Origin of the sequence: Nocardia mikamii NBRC 108933, from assembly GCF_001613505.1 — a bacterium.
In the GTDB taxonomy this organism is placed as follows: Bacteria; Actinomycetota; Actinomycetes; order Mycobacteriales; family Mycobacteriaceae; genus Nocardia; species Nocardia mikamii.
Map to the genome: position 1 here is coordinate 463,608 of NZ_BDCM01000013.1, position 19,530 is coordinate 483,137.

Here is a 19,530-nt window from a genome sequence, read left to right on the forward strand (position 1 = left end):
CGGCGTATCGCGCCGCCGCGGGTCGGCCTCCGCGCGCTCGCGGCGACAGCCACGCCACCGTTCACCGGCGTTGCACGCGCTCCTCCGGCGGGCCGATCGCTCCCCGGTCACGCAGGTAGGTCTCCAGCGCGTCCAGATCGGTCGGGCCGACCGTCGTGTCCGTACCCCGCGTGAACACCGCGAACCCGTCGCCGCCGGAGGCGAGGAAGTTGTTGGTGGTCACCCGGTAGGTCGCGACCGGATTCACGGGCCGGCCTCCGATGCGGACGGAGTCGGCGACCACCTTGTGCCCCGGCGCGGCCTTGTCGTCGTAGGCGTAGGAGATGCCCGCGACGGAGAGCACAGCGGGTTTGCTCTTGTTGTCCCACTGCTGTTCCAGCAGGTCCAGGATCTGGCGGCCGGTCAGGGTGACGGTGACGACCTGATTGCCGAACGGCTGCGTCTCGTAGATGCTGCCGTAGGTGATCGGCCCGGGGCCGATGTCGGCGCGCACGCCGCCCGGATTCATGAACGCCGCCACGGCCTGCGCCGAATCGTGGGTGACATCGAGCATCGCATCGGCGATCACCGCACCGAGCGGGGATTCACCGCCACCCCGATCGCTGCGCGTCAGCGGGGCCGTCGCGGTGCCCACGACCCGTTGCGCGCGCGGCGCCGCCTGGCCGGAGAAGAATGCGATCGACTTGTCCACCGCCGGATCGGGAGCGACATCGCGGGTCACCACCCGGTTCACCGCGTGCGCGGACACCCTCCCGTGGTCGAACCGCAGCGTGACATCGGTGATCAGGCGCCCGTAGGACGACGCCTGCGTGATCACCTTGCCGTCGAATTCGCAGTTGTAGGCCTGATGGCTGTGCCCGGTGAGCAGCACCTGAACGGCGGGATCCGTGTGCGCCGCGAGCGCCGGCACATCGGGACTGATGTCGGCGCAACCGTTGTAGTCGGTGGTCTTCGCCGGTGTTCCCTGCGCGCCGCCGTCGTGCACCAGGGCGACAACGGTTTCCGCGCCGGCCTGTTTCATGGCCGGCACGTACTTGTTGATCGCCTCGGCCTCCTCGCCGAAGCTGTAGCCGCGAATGCCTTCCGGGAAAACGAGATTCACCGCATCCGGCGTCACCGCACCGACCACACCGATCTTGTGCCCGCCGATCGTCAGCATCGTCCACGGCCGCACCCCGGCCGGGGGCTCACCGCGGGAGTCGGTGAGATTGGCGGCAAGAAAATCGAACCGCGCACCGGTGAACGGCTCCCCGGGCGAGCACCCGTCGAGCGCACAACCGCCCGCCCGCAACCGCCCCAGCTCGACGACCCCGTGGTCGAGCTCATGATTACCCACCGCCGACGCCGCGACCCCCACCTGATTCAGGAAATCGATCGTCGGCTCGTCGTGGAACAGCGACGACACCAGCGGGCTCGCCCCGATATCGTCCCCCGCCGACACCACCGCACTGTCGGGATACGCCGCCCGCAACCGCTGCAAATGCGTGGCCAGATACGTCGCCCCACCCGCGGTGTACTCCCCCACCTTCCCGTTGCTCGCCTCCGGCGGCTCCAGATTGCCGTGCAGATCGTTGAACCCGAACAGATGCACCTCACCGGCCCGCGCCGACGGGAGGTCGCCGGTGGACACCAAAGGTATCGCGCCCTGCTGTGCGGTTTCGCTGTTCCCGCCGCATCCGGACAGTGCGACCAGACTCATCGCGACGACACCACCGGCCGCCACGCGCCGCAGAACACCCATACCGTCAGACTCTGACATACCGGAACGTCCCGGAAACGACAGTTCGGTGAACTCTGCTGTCGCCCTGCCCTTGCGCGGCCCCGGCACGGCCGATCGCACGGCGACGACGAGGCCGCCGAGACGCCGACGTCAGCTCACGATGATCGGCAACGTTTCCCAGCCCCGCACCGTCGACGTCGACGACAAGGTGATGTCGTCCCAGTCGACGTCCCAGGTCGGGAAGCGGCGCAGCAATTCCTCCAGCGCGACGCGCCCCTCAAGCCGGGCCAGCGCCGCGCCCAGGCAGAAATGGGTGCCGAGGCCGAAGGTGCGCAGGTTGCTGATCTTGCGGTGGATGTCGAACCGCTCGGGGGCGTCCCAGCGCTCCTCGTCACGGTTCGCCGACGCGACCAGCAGCATCATCGCGCTACCGGCGGGCACGGTGGTCCCGTAGAGCTCCACATCTTTCATGACGTAGCGGCCGATGGCGTGCCCGGTGGGCTCGAATCGCAGCGTCTCCTCGATCGCATTCGGGATCAGGCTCGGATCGGCGACGAGTTCGGCGCGCTGTTCGGGATGCCGGGCGAGCAGTGCCCCCAGCCAGCCGATCAGCCTGGCGGTGGTCTCGTTGCCGGCTCCGGCGACGACCGAGACGTAGGTCAGGATCTCGTCGCGCGTCAGCGTCCGCGTCACGCCCGCGGTGTCGACGAATTCGGCGCGCATCAACTCGGTCATCAGATCGTCGGACGGATTGTCCGCGCGCCAGTCGATGTATTGGGCGAACTGCTCCGCATCCGGAATCGCCTTGTCGGAGATCTGCATCCCCTGCCCGGGTTCGGTGCGCAGCGCGCTGTCGGCCTTGTCGCGTACGGTCTGCTGATCGGCCTCCGGGATGCCGAGCAGCATGCCGATCACACGCATCGGCACCTCGTTCGCGAACGCGGTCATCAGATCGAATTGGTCTTTCCCGGCGAGCCTGTCCAGCGACCGCCGGCACAGGTCGCGGATCTGCGGCTCCAGCGACATCACCCGCCTGGGCGTGAACACCCGCTTGAGCAGCGCGCGGTGAATGTCGTGCGCCGGCGGATCCTCCATCAGCAACGTGCCCGGCGGAATCTCGATCCCCGCCTTGATGATCTCCAGGATCGGCCCCCGCGACGACGAATACGTCTCCCAATCGAGCAGCGCCGGATCGATATCCGACGCGCGGGTGAGGGCGTAGAACTCGTGCTTGTCGTTGTAGTAGAGCGGCGCTTCCGCCCGCATCCGCCGATAGATCGGGTAGGGATCCTTGGCGATCTCGCGGTCGAACGGGTCCCAGTAGACCGTGTCGGCGCCCTCGGGCGCGGGGGCGTCATCGAGTGCTGTGGCAGGGCTAGGCATGTCAGGCATGGAAGCATTCTCTCTCAATGAGAATGAGAATTCCATAGTAGAGAATATTGATACCGTTCGTGGTTGCCGCGAGCTGTCTACGCTGGGCCGCCGCCCGCACCGGACCCAGGTCGATGCCTTCCGAACGGCACCGCCGCTCCGACAGGCAACGCCGACGACGCGGAACGTCGATCCGACCGCTCCGCGTACACGCTCAGCGACTCCGAGTCGACATTCCGTCCGGTCGGAATTTGTTGTCTTATCTCACTTTTCGGACGCCCATCGGCCGTCGACCAGCCCACCAGCCATTACCGCCCGAAAGCCGTTGTAGCGCAGTGTTATCACGCGACTTTCGGTGGAAGCACTCGGTTAACGTTGATGTGTTACAACGCTTCTGGAGGTCGAACCGGCCATGCTGATAATCAACGGCGACATCACCAAACCGAAGACCCAACAGCAGGTCGTCGAATGGCTCGCGAACTACGTCACCCAACCCGGAATCGCCGTCTCCGGCGTCTACATCCCGAGACTGGACGGCGGGAGCACCGAAGCCGATCTTCTGGTTTTCACTCCGCACGCGGCGGCCGTCATCGAGGTCGACGCTCTCCGCAAGAAGACCCGCGGACCGCTGTCGTATTCGATGAACGAGCGGTGGTCCGCACCCGGCATCCACGGCGACCCGGTCCAACGCCGCAGCGACGACCTCAACCCGCTGCATCAAGTGCGCAGGCCCGTCTCCGCCCTGAGAACCTTCGTCGCCGAACTGACACGCGGCCCGGAACCGTTCGTAGACGGCCTCATCCTGCTCATACCGAAGTCCGGAAACACGGTCACCCTCGACAAGGGCCCGATGCCCGGCGGGTTCACTGTCCTCCTCGGCGACAGCGCCTCCCAGCTCTACTCGTGGTTCGGCCGAACCGCCCAGCACCGCGACCGAACCCCATGGACCGCGGAGCTGGTCGTCACCGTGCTGACAGCACTGCGAGTCGACCGCACCCGCGACGCCGAAAGCCGCCGCCGGCTCTACGCCGACCTGGTGGCGGAGGGATTCCCGACCGAGGTGCCGACGGCTCGGCGGGATGGAGACACGGACCCAGCCGCTTCGTCGCCCGCATCCGCGAACCCCCCGGCCCCGCCGACCTCGGCCTCCGCCTTCACCTCGTCGGAGAAACCGGCCCCTCGGACATCGGCTGAACCAGTTTCGTCGACCTCACCGGTTTCCTATGCCAGGCCACATCCCTCGATCTCATCGAGCTCCCCCGCCTCGGACGCCGGCCCCCTCCTTACGACCGCGTCGACTTCGCATGCCAAGCCGACACCCTCCTCAACGCGGACTTCGCGAGCGGTCCCGGACGACGCGTCCACACAGGCTCTGCACCCGGAGGAGACATCCGCGGCCGCACCCGGACCCGCACCGAGAGTGGGTCCCACACCGGCTGCCGCGTCGACATCCGATTCGACACCGGCACCGACTGGCGCGGAGGCCCCGACGACGCAGCCCACAAAGTCCGCCCCGATCCCACCGTCAGCCCCTCCGCGGAGAACGGACGAGCCCACCCGCACCCCTTCCCCGTCCGACACCGTCGTCCCCTCCACGCCGATCACGTCCCCCCAGGCGGACGCGCCGGAGCCCGACCGGCACGAGCCAGGCCCAGACTTCGCGAACTTCGACCCCCGAGCGCAACCGCCGGCAAATCATCGCCTCCGCACCGCACTCCTGGGAATCGCCGCTGCCCTTATTCTCATCTGCGGCATCGGCTACCTGGCCGGCAAAGACCACCCCCGTGCCCAATCCGGCTCTCAACCGGCACCATCCCAGGTCCGCCCACCCGAGAGGACAACAACACCGATCCCGGCGTCGCCCGTCGCGCCCACTGACCGGCAAGGCACCGCACCGCGTTCGGCAACGCCTACCGAAGGGGCAACCTGTTATCCGTTCCAAGCAGGCTGCTGAATCCCGGTGAATCGCAACCGAGTTCGAGTCCGGAAAGTTCGGTCATCACTTGCGACCGGGGCGTATTCGTCGCCCCTCGGCTGGGTCGTCAGCCGTCGTGATGACGCCTGACGACCCACCTGAATCGAATTCGAGCGAAGACGGTTGCGCCGCCTGTTCGGTCGACGGCGCCGGAACCCTATTCGAAGCCCGGCGGCGGGGTGAATCCGCCGAACTCCTGCTCGAGCAATTCGGCGAACCGCAAGGTCGTCGGGTCTTCGAGATAGGGCCCGATGATCTGCATGCCGAAGGGCAGCCCTTCCGGTGAGCGTCCGATCGGAGCCGCGGTGGCCGGGAGCCCGAGCAGGGTCGCGATACTCGCCCAGACCAGGTTGTTGTCGTACGGGTAGGCGGTGCCGTCGATGTCGAGCGTGCGGGTGTCCATTTCCGAATGGTCGTGAGGGAAGGCGGGTGTCGGCGTGATCGGGCACAGCACCACGTCGAATTCGTCGAACAGGTGGCGCCATCTGTCGGCCAGGCCGATGCGGACGCGGTCGGCCTTCATCCAGTCGCCGTGGCTGGCTACGAATGCTCGTTGGATGACCGCCTCCACGGTGTCGGTCTCCGGCGGAATTTCGGCAACCACGGCTTGGATCGCCCGGATGGCGTCGGGCGAGGCATCGGCGCCGAATTGCGACATCAGCAGTGTGAAATAGGTTTTCGCCGTCAGTGTGAGGTCGGGCAGGAGCGCACTCTGCCGCGCCACCACCGCACCGGCCTTCTCGAGCGCCCGCGCGATGCGGTCGAAACCGTCGCGAATCACGGTGGATGTCGGCACCAACGGATGGCTGTCGACGATCAGCACGCGGAACTGTGCGAGTTCCTCGCCGCGCGGCGGTGGTAGCTCCAGCTTGTAGGCGACCGCCTCCACGTCGTCGGGCCCGGCCAGCAACCGTGTCACCCAGGTCAGGTCGGCGGCATTGCGAGTCATCGGCCCCACGACGGGAAGGTCCATCGGTGCGGCCAGCGCCGGGGTGCGCGGCGGTACATGTCCGCGCCCCGGTAGCAGTGTGCGCGACGGTTTGTGCGAGTAGACGCCGCAGAAATGCGCCGGCACCCGCAAGGAACCGCCGATATCGGAACCGAGCGCGAGCGAGACGTACCCCGCCGCGAGCGCCGCGGCCGACCCTCCGGACGAGCCACCGGGCGAACGGGTCAGATCCCAAGGATTATTGGTCGTACCGTAGATGTCGTTGTAGGACTGCCAATCACGCAGGAAGAACGGCACATTCGTCTTGCCGACGACCACCCCGCCCGCTGCCTTGACACGTGACACCAGCACCGCGTCCTCGGCCGGCTCCCAGCCCTTCGCGTCCGGCAGTCCCCATGTGGTCGGCAGACCGGCGATATTGAACGATTCCTTCACCGCAACCGGAACGCCGAGTAGCGGCGCATCCTCACCCCGCGCCAGCGCCGCATCGGCCTGTTCCGCCGCAATGCGAGCGCGCTCGAAGTCCCGCACCACAACAGCATTGACCTTCTCGTCGAACTTCTCGATCCGCGAAATGCTCAGTTCGAGCAGTTCGGTCGCCGAGATGGTCTTGGCCTGCAACGCGGCTACCTGCTCGCGCAGCGTCGCAAACTCCGGTCCGGGCATCAGTTCTCCTCGCATTCCCGGGTGCGTGCACACCTGGTGGTCATGGCCGAAGCGTCGGTCCGGATCCACCGCGACAGACGCTCTCCATACAACCTCTTCAGAACGAAATTTACTCCCACAGAACACGTTTCGTGCTGCTTGCGAGGTAGGCACGCTATGCGGGTGCCGCAATCCCCTGGTACTGGGAGGTGACCTAGGCCCGCACGGAAAGCGCGATAGCCACGATTCGTGCCTACGCCCTCGAAACGGGTCACGGCGATCTCCCCGTTATCTTTTTCGCAGCCCTTGATTGAGGGCTACGGTCGCCAGGCCTGGTATGACTTCTTGCCCCTGTCGTTCGCATGATCCGGGGGGTGGTGTCGCCGGGTCCTGGTCGGCGTCGATGGACCGCTGATGGGGACAGGGCCGAGGGTAGGTCTCTTCATAACGTGGGTGCCGGGCGTTGACGCCGGATCGGGCGGCTGTTCCGAGGGTTCGACGTGATGAAGGAACTGCGAAGTGGCACAGGCGTATGCCGTGTTCTGCGGCGTTGACGTGGGTAAAGGCGAACACCACGCGGTCGGTCTCGATACCGGCGGCAAACGGTTGTACGACAAGGCATTACCCAACGACGAAGCCCGGCTACGAGCGGTGTTCGACAAGCTCGCCACCCACGGGCCACTGCTGATAGTGGTCGACCAACCCAACACCATCGGGGCGCTGCCGGTCACTGTCGCCCGCGCATGCGGCCACGATGTGGCCTATCTGCCCGGCCTGTCGATGCGCCGCATCGCCGATCTCTACCCGGGACAGGCGAAAACCGATGCCCGCGACGCTTACATCATCGCCGACGCGGCCCGGACCATGCCCCACACGCTGCGCCGCGTCGACACCGGCGACGAAGCCCTCACCGAACTCGGCGTCCTCGTCGGCTTCGATGACGACCTCGCCGGAGAAGCGACCCGCACCAGCAACCGCATCCGCGGCCTGCTCACCAGTATCCACCCGGCACTCGAACGCGTCCTGGGCCCACGCATCGCACACCCGGCCGTCCTGGAGATCCTCTCGCGCTGCGGCGGGCCAGCCGGAATCCACGCCGCGGGTCGACGCAAACTCACCGCCATCGCCGCCAAACACGCGCCTCGGATGGGCGCGCGGCTGGTCGATGAGATCCTGGCCGCGCTGCCGACACAGTCGGTCACCGTTCCCGGTTCCAACGCCGCGGAGATCGTGCTGCCCAAACTGGCAGACTCCCTGAAAAGCGTTTTGCTGCAACGCGAAACCATCGCCGAGGACATCGAGAGGATGCTCGATGCGCACCCTCTTGCCAAGGTCCTGACCTCGATGCCTGGCGTCGGAGTCAGGACCGGAGCCCGCATCCTGCTCGAAGTCGGCGACGGCTCGGCCTTCGCCACCGCCGGGCACCTGGCCGCCTACGCCGGCATCGCCCCCGGTCACCCATCGCTCCGGCAGCTCCATAAAGGGCGAGCACCCCGCCAGATCCGGCAACCACAAACTCAAACGCGCCCTGTTCCTGTCCGCGTTCGCGGCCCTGCACGACCCGGCCAGCCGCGCCTATTACACGCGGAAACGCGAGGAGGGCAAGAAACACAACGCTGCCCTCATCTGCCTGGCGCGCCGACGCTGCGATGTCCTCTACGCCATGCTCAAAACCAAACAGCCCTACCGCGTTCCAGCACCAGCGGCCTGATCCCCAACACCATACCGGGTCAGGCGTCCAGCCCCTCGGCACGCCGAGCCCTGGCCGACTTGCCGCGCTGCCACCAATCGATCACCTCGCCCGCACGGGACATGTCTTCGATGAAATGCGCGGCGGCCTCCACCTGCGCACCGGATTGATCGCAAAACGTCCATAACCGCTGAGCCGCCCGGTGGTACTGGTGGATCACAGCATCGACCTCGAACGCGTCCATCCGGCCAGCACGGAACCGATCCAGAGCCTGACCGACATGCTCGACCAACTCACCGAGACACAGTTCGTGATACGCCGCCACACGATCCCGGGCAGCCTGCCGCTCAGCCTTCGACACCACTCAAATCACGCTACCGACCACCGAAGCGTCACCAGGCAAAACATCAACCAGCAACTTGACGAAAACCATAGGGACACCCCCCCGGGCGTTCGGCCGCTACATCCGGCCAACTACCTACTTGCCGGCGAGTGGTCTCCCGCCGACTCGGAAGGGGTGCGGATAGATTTCCCGTTCCCCATCGTCATCGGTTGGCAGGAACTCGAGTACCGACGACCGAGGGCCGAATTGCGTCTCACGCATAACTCGGATCGTTGTCCTCACGGAACCCCTGGACTGTCGCGTCGATGAGGCGTTGCAGGTGGTTCTGGACGATGGATGTGTCGGCGGGGTCGGCGCGGAGGTCGTGTTTGGTGTGGCGGACCAGGTAGCGGCCGTCCACGTAGTCCATGATGTGGAAATCGCGGGCCGGGGTGGGGCGGCGGTCCCAGGCGGGGCCGGGGCAGACGGCGACGTGGAGGACGGTGCTGCGGGGGCGTTCGAAGAAGCGGGCGGCTTCGTCGCGTGGCGAGCGGGGGGCGTCGTCGTGGAATGCGGTGTAGGGGCGGTCGTCGTCGGTGAGGTCGGCGCGGTTGACCTGCAGGGCGGGACGGCTGCCTCGAGGGTGGCCGGGGATGGCGGCGAGCAGGTGGCGGGTGAGGTTTTCGGCGCGCAGGAGCGACATCCGCACGGTCCCACCGGATTCCGGGTCGGATGAGGGTTGCTGGGTCACCAGGACCGCCTGCCGGTAGTGCACGGCCGCGTGGATGCGGACGCGATGGCGCGGATCGCCCATCTGCTCGAGATCGCCCGAACCGTTCGACGCGGCGGCGAATCCGGCGATCTCGATGCGTGATTCGGGGCCGTGGAGGATACGCACCGCGGCTTCGGCGTTGTCGTCGATGCGGCCGGCGAGGTCGGCGGCTTCGGCTTTCCACTGGGCTTCCAGCTCGTCCGAGGTCTCGGCGGTGGAGCGGAACTGTAAGGGGTAGGGCAGGACGTCGTGTCCGGCGGCACGCCACAGGACGGTGAAGCCGAGCGCGCTGAAAGTCCAACCTGCCATGGGTTATTCACCCAAGACCGGCGGGACGGTCTTCTGCCGTTGTTCCTCGGAGAGCCCGGTCAGTTCGTCGCCGTTGTCCCGCGACACCAACTCCTCGCTGATCTTGGACTTATGAGTTTTCTCGTCCTCTTTCTCGGACTTCGCGCCGGGCGGCATCATGCCGGGCAGACCGTTCAGCCCGGCTGCGCCCTTGCCCGCACCGGACACGGCCCCGCGAGCCGCCCCCTGCTGCGAAACGCCGGAACCGGGTACCGAGGTTCCGCGTCCGGCCGAATTACCTTGTCCGCCAGAGGTTCCCGCGACGCCGGGACCGCCCGAGCCGTACGGAAGCCCGGTACGCGGGTCGATACCTGCGGGCGTCACCGAAGACGGGCTGGTCTGCGCACCCGCTGCTGCCGGGTCCCAGCCGGTGCGGCCGGCACTCGCCGCCGTGGTACTTGCGGGATTCTGCGCCGAGTTGCTCGGCGCCGACGGGTCGGCAGCGGTCGGCGTGGTGCCGTCGCCGGAACCCTGATCGGGATTCGGCGGTTTCGGCTGGTTCGTGTCACCGGGGCCGTGGCCGTCGTCAGGGCCTTTCGAGGGTGGGTCCACCGGTGGAACTCCCGACGGCTTCCATCCCGTGTTGTCGTCCGGCGTATTCACGGGATTGTACGGGGGAGGCGCCAACGGTACCTGCGTGTCACTCTCGCGCACGGCCGGGTAGAACACGTTGTTGATCAGGTGTTCGTTCGCCGCGTTGGCCTGAGTTTTGCGGTGGTCGTTCAGCTTCCATGTCGGCCCCGGCACCCAACCGGCGAGATCGCTGGTCCAACTCGTGTGCGGGGTCGGCTGCGCGGCAGGTTTGGTGATCTCCACCGCCGAGCGAACCAGCTTCACCTTCTCGCTGACCAACTGGGCTGAGCTCACCAGATCTTTCTCTTTGTCGGTGAAACTCTTGATGCCCTCGGCAGTCTTCTGAGCCGCCGCACCCTGCCACTTCTCCTGAATGGCCTTCTGAATCTGCGGCCCGAAAGTGTTGTGCCCGTTCTCGATTTTGTTCCGCAGCCCCTCCCAGAAGTTGTGCAACGTCACCACGGTGCTGGGCTGCATCTTCTGAATGCGGTCGTACAGATTGTCGATATTCTGCGGATTCTTGTACGCGTCCTGCCCGACCTGCGGATTCTGGTATTGCCCTCCGAAACCGCTGTTCACGATCTGGTTGATCCGGTTACGCGCCGCGGTCGCGTCCGGGCTCTGATCGCCCTGCGCATTCGCGAAGGAGTCGGGCGGGCCGCCCTTGTGCTGCTCCCAGAGGGCAGCAACCAGCGGGACGAGTGGAAGTACCATGTGCTCCCCCGGTCAGTGGTTCTCGGAGCCGGCGATGGTGCCGGCGTTCTGCTCGTCGTGGTCGACGAGGCGGTCGACGGAGTGCTTGATGGTGTCGCGGATCAACTCCAGTACCTGGATGTGCTCCGTGAAGGCGGTGTTGAAGTCTCCTTCTCCACCTTTCGCCTTGGCGCCCAGCATCTTTGCCAGTTGGTCTGCGGCTGGAAAGTCGCCGAGCCCGCTGACGTGCGTCATGTTGCCGAGCATCGTCTGACATTCCTTGTAGACCTGAATCTGGTCCTCGCAGGCTTTCAAGCAATCGCGAGATACAGACGGATCGAGATCGAGACGCCCGGCCTTCGACTCCTCGGCCAGGTGCTGCCACAAAGAGATGTCATCATTCGAGCTCATAGGAAACCCTTCAGCGCGGCAGAATCGGAACGATTACGGCAGCTGCGGACGAAACGCGGTCACACGCGGATACCGACGTACGAGTCGTTACGTTCAACGCCGAAACTTCCACGATGCCCTGTTTCGCAGGGAACGAGACAAAGCACTGTTCACCATTCGCCCCGGAACTGCCTTTGTACTGAACGCCCGTCCGTCCAGCGACAGTTGTGTCGACGAAGTCGGTGTTGCCATCCTTCTGCTTGAGGTCGTCGATGGAGTTGACCGATGACCAGACCGTCAGCGAATACTCCCAGTTAGGGGTGTCGTGCCAAGTACAGGACTTCCACCCGTCGACGGCCACCCCGCCGATGCCGGATTCGCGCGTAGTCGGATCGACTCCCACCTGTCGCAACACCCCATCCGTAACCTGCGTGCACGGGTCCCATAACGCCGCCGTCGCCGCCTTCGGCTCACTCGTCTCCGGCGAAGCCGTCCCCGAAGTCGACGAGGAACACCCGGCCCCCACCAACACCGCCGCAGCCGCCAGCACAGCCGTAGCCGCCTTACGTATCACCGATGCCTCCCGTCGATCCCCGCGCACACGTCCTCCTGGAGTCTAGGACGCACGCGACGGCCACTCGGTTCCACTTATTGATCATCACAAGAGAGGAAGTCGGGCGCACAAGTGGCGTTCCCCCAGATTCATAAACCGGGCCGGAGGGTCGGCGGAGCAAGCAGATCGCATAGGTCACCGCGTCTGCGGCGCCTTGCCGACCTCGGATCCGCGGCTCGCGCAGTTGGAACAGTCCCTCTTCGTCGCATCGGTGATTCGGGAAGCGAACACGGTCCGCTACACCGCCTACCGCCTCTCCTGGACCAGACGCAGCCGCGGCGAGGGCGGGAACGTGACCGGCAGCGCCGTCATCGAGCGATGGAACGGCCCAGGCCGCCAGCTGATCTCACTCGGATCGACAGCGAGGCGGATTTCCGGCAGCGCGTCGAGCAGCTGATCGATCGCATCCTGCACCACCAGATACGCCACCGAACGGGCCGGGCACGCATGCGGGCCCGCGCCCCAGGCCAGATGGGAGCGATTACCGGTGCGATCGCCGCCCGCGATCTCGGGATCGTTATTGCAGGCAGCCAGACTGATCACGACCGGTTGATTGGCGGGTAGCCAGGTGTTGTCGATCAGAATCGGCTGGCGAGGGTAGGTCATGCAGAAGTTGGCCAGCGGCGGATCGGTGAACAGCACCTCGTCGAGCGCGTCGCGAGTCGACAGGCTGCCCGCGAGGATGTCGCCGCCGAAACGCTCGTCGGTGATCATCAGCAACAGGGTGTTGGAAATCAGATTCTGCTGCGGTTCGATGCCCCCGCCGTAGAAGACGATCAGGTTGCGAACCATCTCCTCGTCGTTGAGCTTGGCCGGATGGTGGGCCAGATGCGAGGTGACGTCGTCGGCGGGCGCGGCGCGGCGCAACTGCACCTGCTCCATCAGGGCCTGACTCATATGTTCCATCCCCCATGCGGCGTTCACCGTGTCGAAGATCGCCGCCATTCCGGTGGCCACGCGCCGGCCCAGATCCGCCGAACATCCGACCATACGGTTCAGCACCTCGAAAGCCAGCGGAAAGGCGTATTGCGACACCAGATCCGCCGAACCCGACTCACAGAACTCGTTGATCAGCGGGATGGCGATCTTCTCGACTGTGGTGTGCAATTCGTGCAGGTCGACCCTGTCGAAGGCCGCCGTGAACGCCTGCCGATACCGCGCATGCGCGCTGCCCGCGCTGCGGATCACGTTCGGATACCACTCCATGATCGGCCGCACCGGGCAATCCGCGGGAACGGTTCGCTCCCACGCCCGCGGGTCGGCCGGGAAATGGTCGGGATCGTTGAGGATCTGCAACGCGGTGTGATAGCCGATGACCAGCGTCGCAGGCACACCGGGCGCCAGCTCGATCGGCACCATGGAGCCGTAGCGACGGCGCATCGCTTCATAGGCGCTATGGGGGTCGGCGACGAATGCCGGTGTGTCCAGCACGATTCGGGGGCCGTCTGTGTCGAAGGGTGTGCCGGCCTGATGAACAGGGCAGCCGGGGGCCGCAGACAGGTCGGAAGGTGGGGTTGACAAAGGGGGTGACTCCAGAGAATGAACCAACAAGCGCGGCAGGGGATTCGCTGTCAGCGACAGCGTCACCTCGTGCTTGGTGAGAATAGGGGCTGCGGCAGCCCTCCAGCTAGCGTTTTCGTAAAAGGGACAGGCGTCCTGTGAGCAGAAGGCGCGCACCCTGCGGCAGCGCTATTCCGTTGGCCTATCGACCACTTCGCGTGACACGGCACCCGCCTGGCTACACCCGGCGGGCCGGGGCCCGCCGCGCCTCGGCCACCCTGCGTCGAATCAGTCCACCTCGTCCAGCGCCGACAGCGCTGCGCTCGCCGCGAGCCCGGCCAGGCAGCCGGGGAAACAGTCACGGTGGATCTCCCACAAGCGGCGAGCGCAGTCTCGTTCGAGGTGAGTGGGCTCCCAGGTGCAGTCGTTCAACGGTGGCGGTGCTACGGCATATGGTTCCGTCCTTCCGGCGAGCCACAACCGCGGTGGCGCGACGGTGGCCAGATCGAAATCGGCGCTCACACGTTCGGGCCGATCGTCGACATGGGCCAGGTCGTAGACGAGGACGGCCGACGCGTCCATCCCCGACGCGATCGCGAGGATGTCGCCGATCGGGTCTCGAGCACCCTCGGGTGGACGCAGCGTGCACAGCCAGCGAAACCCGAGATGGTGAGCAAGACATTGGATTTCGATGTCGTGTCGCGCGGTGTCGGGCCCCGAGATCTCGGTGCGTACCAACCCGACAGCCTTGCTGCGCGCCACCGACATGACCGCCAGCGCACCGGCGACATCCCGCAGAGCCGCAATCGATTCCGTCGCTTCCCTGGCGGGATTCGGGCCCTCCATGTCCAGGTCCTTCACGATGGATGTTCGAACCGTGGCTCGGCTGGCCCGGCCAGGAAGACGGGGGCGAGGGCGCTCCTCGGGAGCGGATTGCGCGCCGTGATCGGGCAAGGCGGCGACGGGTTCTTCGGATGACCGCGCGCGCATGGCACTCGTATTTCTCATCGAGGGTTCTCCCCTCCGGTCACCGGTGAGCAACCGGCCGAAGCCGCAATGTCCGCCCAGAAGTCGCGCTTGACGTTGTCCCACAATAGATTCCACTTCGGATGTAATTCCCGAGCCTGAGCCAGATCCGTACCGGGCGCGAACCGCCAGACCCGTTCCGGAGTTGCGCCGGCGTCGACTACGGCCGATATCTCGACGCGGCCCCGCGGGTCCCGGGTCGATCGCCATACCGCACGCAACCCCTCGGCCTCGGTGATACGCTCACCGACTGCCGCGTGATCCTCTCCGCGTATGCGCGCCAACGGGTTTGCCTGCCCAGGCCGTTCCACTCGATCTGCTGTCATCACTGGCGATGCCTTGGTTCGATGGGAGGGGCCGACGACGGCTGTTCAGCACGCCCCGCCCCAGATGCAGTCCCAGCACAGCGAATTCGTCGAGAACCGACAAGCAAGTGTGGATAATCCGTTGGGATTCATCAGAAGTCCAAGCTCGTCGTCCCAGAACCCCGCGGTGTCCATCCAGAACCCCGGACCGCCGCATCCAAAGGAGGCAGCTCGTCATGGTGGATATCAGTTCGACACTCCCCCGCCGTCAACTCGGCCGGTATCTACGGGAGCTCCGTCAGGGGTCCGGCCTGACGATCGCGGAGCTCGCGCGCCGCATCGAACGCGGCGCCACCACGGTCCAGCGGCTGGAGACCGGCACCGCCGACCGGATCCGGCTGTGGGACGTCGACGCGATCTGCCAAGTCTGCGGCGCGGACGACACGACCACCGAAGCGCTCAAAGGCCTTGCGCAGCAGGGAAACAGCAAGAGCTGGTGGCATCAGTACGGGGATCTGATCCCGGTCAGCTTCGATGTCTACATGGGCTTGGAAGCGGCGGCCGCGAAGCTGATCTCATTCCAAGAACTCATACCCGGTCTGCTTCAGACACCTGACTACGCGCGAACCGTCACCCGGCAGGCACATCCGTTGGAGTCGGACGGCGAAATTGCCCGCCGGGTCGAGATGCGGGTGCGACGCCAGGTGCTGCTGACCAAGAAGTCGGATCCCGTACCGGCCGACATCATCCTCGACGAGTCGGCGCTGCAACGGATCATCGGAAACCGGCGAATCATGGACGCACAACTGCGCTACCTCGCCGATGCCGGAACTCGACCGAACATCCGACTCCGAGTCCTGCCGTTCGCCGCCGGCCTCCCGCTGGGCGACTTGACCGGCCCTTTCACCATCCTGAGTTTCGGGGAGTCCGGGGACGGCCGGCCGGCCGAACCTCCCGTCGTATACGCCGAGGGCTACACGGGAGCCATGTACTTCGACGATGCGGATATCGTGCGTCGGTATCACCGCGCGCACGCTGCACTCGGACAGGTAGCGTTGGATGAGCAGGACAGCAGGAAATTGCTGCGGGACAAGGCAAGGGAGTTCGCGAAGTGAGCGCTGATCTATCCATGGCTCGCTGGTTCAAGAGCAGCCACAGCGGCGGCAGCCAGGACTGTGTCGAAGTAGCCTTCCTCCCCGACGGCAAGGTCGGGGTGCGCGACTCGAAGAACCCGACAGGACCCGCACTCGCCTTCGCTCCGGCGGACTGGGATGCCTTCACCGCAGCCGTCAAGCTCGGCGGGCTCATCGCTCCGACCGCATAGCGGCCCCGCCGCGCACATTCGCAATCATGCCGCCCGGCGACGAATCGCCACGCGTTTCGTAGGACACGAGCCTGCGAAACGCGTGCTGGCACCTTCAAGAACCGGCCGGTGCTTGGCGGGTAAGCACCGAAGCCGACGTGTTCCTCCGGCCCGCTAATTGCCGTGCTGCACCGCGCCAACTACATGCTGCCCGGAGCCTGGTCTCCCGGCGCGCCGCCGGTGCGGTGACCATCACCCTCCCGTTCCCGATCAGTATTCCCTGGTCCGGCCCGGAGTTCTGAGCCGAATGCGGGCGGACGCGGGACCGACTATCCCTCGGGATAGAAGAGGAACAGGGTGCACCCCGTCTCGCTCGCCGGAACGTGCCAGCTTCCCGCCGGGGCATGGATGAAGGTGCCCGCCGGGTAATCTCGCGCGCCGTCGTTGAACGTGCCGGTCAGGACGTAGACCTCCTCGGGCCCGGGTTCGTGCACGTCGCGGCGAGGCCAAGACGTGCCGGGGTCCATTTCCAGCACGTGGGCGTGGGCGCCGTTGTCGCCCTTCCACAGGTGGCGTAGGCGGATGCCGGGGAAGAGTTCGCGGCTCGGAGCGTCGGCGACGGAGGTCCAGGTGTAGCCGGGCTGGGCGAGGATCTCGAGGTTCATATCTGCCACGGTGCCGGATTTCGACGCGGTCCCGACAGTGTCTGAGATGACGTCGAGGGGTACATTCTTGCCATGCATCGTGTGGTGGCGTTGGTGCGGCCGGTGCAGTCGACGTTCGAACTCGGTTGCGCCGTGGAGGTTTTCGGTACTCAGCGGGACGGCGTGCCGCAGTACTACGAGTTCGAGGTGTGTACGGAGGCCCCGGGGGCGGTGCCCACGACTGCGGGTTATGCGATATCGGTGACGCGGGGATTGGCGGCCCTGGACTCGGCGGACACCGTGATCATTCCGGGGTGGCTACCGGTGGAGACGCCATTGCCGGGCGCCGTACGGCGGGCGCTGATTCGCGCGCACGGCCGTGGGGCGCGGCTGGTGACGATCTGTTCCGGAGTGTTCGCGTTGGCGCGGACCGGGCTGTTGGACGGGCGTTCGGCCACGACCCATTGGGCGCGGGCCGGGCAATTGGCGCGGGAGTTTCCGCAGGTTCGGGTGGAGCCGGATCGGCTGTATGTGGACCACGGCGATGTGGCGACGAGTGCGGGGGCGGGTGCGGGAATCGACTTGTGCCTGCATCTGGTGCGCACGGATCACGGTGCCGCGCATGCCGCACTCATCGCGCGGCACATGGTCATGCCGCCGCATCGGGATGGCGGTCAGGTTCAGTACGCGCCGCCGTCGCCGGTCGAGGACGGATTCGACGGTTTGCTGGAATGGGCCGAGGCGCGGCTCCAGACATCGTTGTCGGTGGCCGATATGGCCGCGCACCTCAACGTCTCACCCCGTACGCTGGCGCGCCGGTTCGCCGATCAGGTCGGCACCAGCCCCGGCGGATGGTTGCTGGAGCGACGGGTAGCGCGGGCACGAGTTCTGTTGGAGGACACGGACTTACCGGTCGATGCCGTCGCCGTCCGGGTGGGGCTGGGCTCGGCGGTCAATCTGCGTCGCCGCTTCCGCGACCAGGTCGGCACCACGCCGGGTGCGTATCGGCGCGCGTTCCGCACACCGGCCGTAGTAAAAACGTAGATATTGCCGCCGAGAGGAGCCGGCTCCGACGGTTCGTCGTGAATCGAGAAGTTCCGCAACGGTCCACCGCGAAGCCAGAGAAGCTGGAGCGCTCTGGACTCCGCTGGCCGGTTTCGTCTCCCCGCAGATCGGTTCGGTGAGCGCGCCCGGCAGCAAGGACGCACGCGGGTTCCACCCGTGGGGTGATGTCGTCGGAGAATCGGGTGTTGAGCTCACCGTAGGTCACGTGATCACACGCCGTACGCGCATCGGCGAGTCTTTGGGCCAGCGGGGTCCGCATGGTTCGCTCACCGGCCGGCGCGGCCGCGATGATCGCCACAACCCACCTGCGCGTTGGCTCGCATAAAAGATGGCCCCGTCCCGCCTGGGTCGAGGCCATCCTTCGGCTCCGATCAGAATTCGCGCGCCATCCGGTAGACCGGAATTTCGCGATGCCCATTGGTGACAATGCTCGGAATCGGCTTCAGCTCCGCAGCATCCACCGCGAGTTCCAATTCGGGAAAGCGCGAGAACAATGCAGGAAGCGCTATCGCCGCCTCCAACCGCGCCAGCGGCGCCCCCAGACAATGATGCACCCCGTACCCGAACGCGAGGTGTTCCTTCGACCGCCGCCCGGCATCGAACACATCGGTATTGTCGCCGTGCACTTTTCGATCCCGGCCCGCACCCGCCAAGGACGCGATGATCACGTCACCCCGGTTGATCCGCACACCCGGAAAATCGGAATCTCCGGCGATGTCGATGTCCTCCACCGCGAAACGCATCGGCATATGCGCCAGCGGGGCGTTCCACCGGAGACCTTCTTCGATCACCTCGGACCACGGCGTTTGTTCCGCGATGGCCGCCTTCCGTTGTTCGGGATGAGTAAGGAGACCAATGATGCTGTGGTCCAACAGATTCGCGGTGGTCTCATGCCCGGCCGTGATGATCAGGAGCAGTGTGTCGCGCAGCTCCTGTTCGTCGAGCCGCGATCCGTCCGCGTCGTCGTGTGCGTTCATCAGCACGCTCGTGAGGTCGTCGCCGGGATTGTCCCGCTTGTACTGCAGAAGCTGGTCCATGAGGACGAACAGCGCGCCGAAATGCGCACCGACTTCGGCGGGGTCGAGGCTGGTATCGAGGATTCCGTCCGCGTGAACGCGTAGTTGCTCATCCATCCCGGCCGGAACACCCATCAGTTCGCCGATGACGCGAATCGGCAACTCGGTGGCGAAACCGGCCCGCAGATCGATGATTTCGCTGTCGGAGCCGGCGGACAACTCGTCGAGCAGTTCGGTGACGAACGCTTCGATCCGCGGCCGAAGTGCCTGGGTGCGCTTGTTCGTGAACGCCGGCGCGACGAGTTTGCGCAGCCGCTGATGCTGCTCGCCGTAGGTGGTGAGCATATTTCTCGCCGCCACCCACGGAAACATCACCCAGTCGGGACCGATCTCGCCGTCGATGAACCGCGGCCAGTGCTGATGTGCGTCCTTGGAGACACGCGGATCGGTGAGCAGTTGCCTGAGGACGGCGGCGTCGGTGACCGACCAGGCCGGCACGCCGCCGGGAAGCACCACCTCGGTCACCGGGCCGCGAGCACGGATGCGGGTCAGCTCGCCCTGGATGTCGGCGGCGCTGGGGTCCAGTACCAGCGGCTGAGTATCTGTCATC

16 protein-coding genes and 1 pseudogene are annotated in these 19,530 nt (G+C 66.1%); 5 read left to right on the plus strand and 12 right to left on the minus strand.

Annotated elements, in window-relative coordinates:
- Window positions 1–61: 61 nt before the first annotated feature.
- Together NMI01S_RS20275 and NMI01S_RS20280 are read right to left on the minus strand one after the other, a co-directional pair.
- Window positions 62–1,741, minus strand: a complete 1,680-nt coding sequence (locus NMI01S_RS20275; protein WP_063920795.1) for a bifunctional metallophosphatase/5'-nucleotidase — start codon at window positions 1,739–1,741, stop codon at window positions 62–64.
- A 129-nt stretch (window positions 1,742–1,870) separates the two neighbouring features.
- Window positions 1,871–3,103, minus strand: coding sequence for a cytochrome P450 (locus NMI01S_RS20280; protein ID WP_062999393.1), 1,233 nt, complete (start codon window positions 3,101–3,103; stop codon window positions 1,871–1,873).
- A gap of 400 nt (window positions 3,104–3,503) precedes the next feature.
- Between NMI01S_RS20280 and NMI01S_RS36410 the strand changes: the two genes are divergently transcribed.
- Entirely contained in the window at window positions 3,504–5,045 is a 1,542-nt protein-coding gene (locus tag NMI01S_RS36410; protein WP_084513094.1) for an NERD domain-containing protein, read from the plus strand.
- A gap of 178 nt (window positions 5,046–5,223) precedes the next feature.
- On the opposite strand, the gene NMI01S_RS20290 is transcribed toward NMI01S_RS36410, so the two are convergent.
- On the minus strand, window positions 5,224–6,681 hold the full coding sequence (locus NMI01S_RS20290) for an amidase (RefSeq protein WP_062999917.1): 1,458 nt from the start codon (window positions 6,679–6,681) through the stop codon (window positions 5,224–5,226).
- Window positions 6,682–7,179: 498 nt separating this feature from the next.
- On the opposite strand from NMI01S_RS20290, the pseudogene NMI01S_RS34285 reads away from it, so the two are divergent.
- Window positions 7,180–8,371, plus strand: a pseudogene (locus tag NMI01S_RS34285) (IS110 family RNA-guided transposase).
- A gap of 19 nt (window positions 8,372–8,390) precedes the next feature.
- Here the strand turns inward: NMI01S_RS34285 and NMI01S_RS36415 are convergent.
- The 7 genes from NMI01S_RS36415 to NMI01S_RS20335 all read right to left on the minus strand — a co-directional run bounded on the left by NMI01S_RS36415 (window position 8,391) and on the right by NMI01S_RS20335 (window position 14,407).
- Window positions 8,391–8,714, minus strand: a complete 324-nt coding sequence (locus NMI01S_RS36415) for a hypothetical protein (RefSeq protein WP_062999397.1) — start codon at window positions 8,712–8,714, stop codon at window positions 8,391–8,393.
- Window positions 8,715–8,946: 232 nt separating this feature from the next.
- On the minus strand, window positions 8,947–9,753 hold the full coding sequence (locus tag NMI01S_RS20310) for an ESX secretion-associated protein EspG (RefSeq protein WP_062999399.1): 807 nt from the start codon (window positions 9,751–9,753) through the stop codon (window positions 8,947–8,949).
- Window positions 9,754–9,756: 3 nt separating this feature from the next.
- Window positions 9,757–11,079, minus strand: coding sequence for a hypothetical protein (locus tag NMI01S_RS20315; RefSeq protein WP_062999401.1), 1,323 nt, complete (start codon window positions 11,077–11,079; stop codon window positions 9,757–9,759).
- 12 nt (window positions 11,080–11,091) lie between these two features.
- Window positions 11,092–11,469 (minus strand): hypothetical protein, encoded by a 378-nt coding sequence (locus NMI01S_RS20320; RefSeq protein ID WP_062999404.1) that lies wholly within the window; start codon window positions 11,467–11,469, stop codon window positions 11,092–11,094.
- Between the two features lie 10 nt (window positions 11,470–11,479).
- Entirely contained in the window at window positions 11,480–12,049 is a 570-nt protein-coding gene (locus NMI01S_RS20325) for a DUF3558 domain-containing protein (RefSeq protein WP_084513095.1), read from the minus strand.
- 258 nt (window positions 12,050–12,307) lie between these two features.
- Window positions 12,308–13,561 (minus strand): cytochrome P450 family protein, encoded by a 1,254-nt coding sequence (locus NMI01S_RS20330; RefSeq protein WP_062999919.1) that lies wholly within the window; start codon window positions 13,559–13,561, stop codon window positions 12,308–12,310.
- A gap of 288 nt (window positions 13,562–13,849) precedes the next feature.
- Window positions 13,850–14,407, minus strand: a complete 558-nt coding sequence (locus tag NMI01S_RS20335; protein ID WP_157126275.1) for a hypothetical protein — start codon at window positions 14,405–14,407, stop codon at window positions 13,850–13,852.
- A 721-nt stretch (window positions 14,408–15,128) separates the two neighbouring features.
- On the opposite strand from NMI01S_RS20335, the gene NMI01S_RS20340 reads away from it, so the two are divergent.
- Together NMI01S_RS20340 and NMI01S_RS20345 are read left to right on the plus strand one after the other, a co-directional pair.
- Window positions 15,129–16,007: a helix-turn-helix domain-containing protein gene (locus NMI01S_RS20340; protein ID WP_062999410.1), complete on the plus strand. Its 879-nt coding sequence runs from the start codon at window positions 15,129–15,131 to the stop codon at window positions 16,005–16,007.
- On the plus strand, window positions 16,004–16,216 hold the full coding sequence (locus NMI01S_RS20345; RefSeq protein WP_062999412.1) for a DUF397 domain-containing protein: 213 nt from the start codon (window positions 16,004–16,006) through the stop codon (window positions 16,214–16,216). Before NMI01S_RS20340 ends, NMI01S_RS20345 begins: the two co-directional genes overlap by 4 nt.
- A gap of 308 nt (window positions 16,217–16,524) precedes the next feature.
- On the opposite strand, the gene NMI01S_RS20350 is transcribed toward NMI01S_RS20345, so the two are convergent.
- Complete coding sequence (locus tag NMI01S_RS20350) at window positions 16,525–16,860, minus strand: cupin domain-containing protein (protein WP_062999921.1); 336 nt, start codon at window positions 16,858–16,860, stop codon at window positions 16,525–16,527.
- Window positions 16,861–16,932: 72 nt separating this feature from the next.
- On the opposite strand from NMI01S_RS20350, the gene NMI01S_RS20355 reads away from it, so the two are divergent.
- On the plus strand, window positions 16,933–17,883 hold the full coding sequence (locus NMI01S_RS20355; protein ID WP_062999414.1) for a GlxA family transcriptional regulator: 951 nt from the start codon (window positions 16,933–16,935) through the stop codon (window positions 17,881–17,883).
- Window positions 17,884–18,275: 392 nt separating this feature from the next.
- Here NMI01S_RS20355 and NMI01S_RS20360 read toward each other — a convergent pair whose 3' ends face one another.
- Window positions 18,276–19,529, minus strand: a complete 1,254-nt coding sequence (locus tag NMI01S_RS20360; RefSeq protein ID WP_062999416.1) for a cytochrome P450 family protein — start codon at window positions 19,527–19,529, stop codon at window positions 18,276–18,278.
- Window position 19,530: the final 1 nt, after the last annotated feature.

Excerpts from the sequence above, each read along its gene's own strand:
- NMI01S_RS20275 (WP_063920795.1), bottom strand. The coding sequence starts at position 1,741 with ATGGGTGTTCTGCGGCGCGTGGCGGCCGGTGGTGTCGTCGCGATGAGT.
- NMI01S_RS20280 (WP_062999393.1), bottom strand. The coding sequence starts at position 3,103 with ATGCCTAGCCCTGCCACAGCACTCGATGACGCCCCCGCGCCCGAGGGC.
- NMI01S_RS36410 (WP_084513094.1), top strand. The coding sequence starts at position 3,504 with ATGCTGATAATCAACGGCGACATCACCAAACCGAAGACCCAACAGCAG.
- NMI01S_RS20290 (WP_062999917.1), bottom strand. The coding sequence starts at position 6,681 with ATGCCCGGACCGGAGTTTGCGACGCTGCGCGAGCAGGTAGCCGCGTTG.
- NMI01S_RS20310 (WP_062999399.1), bottom strand. The coding sequence starts at position 9,753 with ATGGCAGGTTGGACTTTCAGCGCGCTCGGCTTCACCGTCCTGTGGCGT.
- NMI01S_RS20315 (WP_062999401.1), bottom strand. The coding sequence starts at position 11,079 with ATGGTACTTCCACTCGTCCCGCTGGTTGCTGCCCTCTGGGAGCAGCAC.
- NMI01S_RS20320 (WP_062999404.1), bottom strand. The coding sequence starts at position 11,469 with ATGAGCTCGAATGATGACATCTCTTTGTGGCAGCACCTGGCCGAGGAG.
- NMI01S_RS20335 (WP_157126275.1), bottom strand. The coding sequence starts at position 14,407 with ATGGAGGGCCCGAATCCCGCCAGGGAAGCGACGGAATCGATTGCGGCT.
- NMI01S_RS20340 (WP_062999410.1), top strand. The coding sequence starts at position 15,129 with ATGGTGGATATCAGTTCGACACTCCCCCGCCGTCAACTCGGCCGGTAT.
- NMI01S_RS20350 (WP_062999921.1), bottom strand. The coding sequence starts at position 16,860 with ATGAACCTCGAGATCCTCGCCCAGCCCGGCTACACCTGGACCTCCGTC.
- NMI01S_RS20355 (WP_062999414.1), top strand. The coding sequence starts at position 16,933 with ATGCATCGTGTGGTGGCGTTGGTGCGGCCGGTGCAGTCGACGTTCGAA.
- NMI01S_RS20360 (WP_062999416.1), bottom strand. The coding sequence starts at position 19,529 with ATGACAGATACTCAGCCGCTGGTACTGGACCCCAGCGCCGCCGACATC.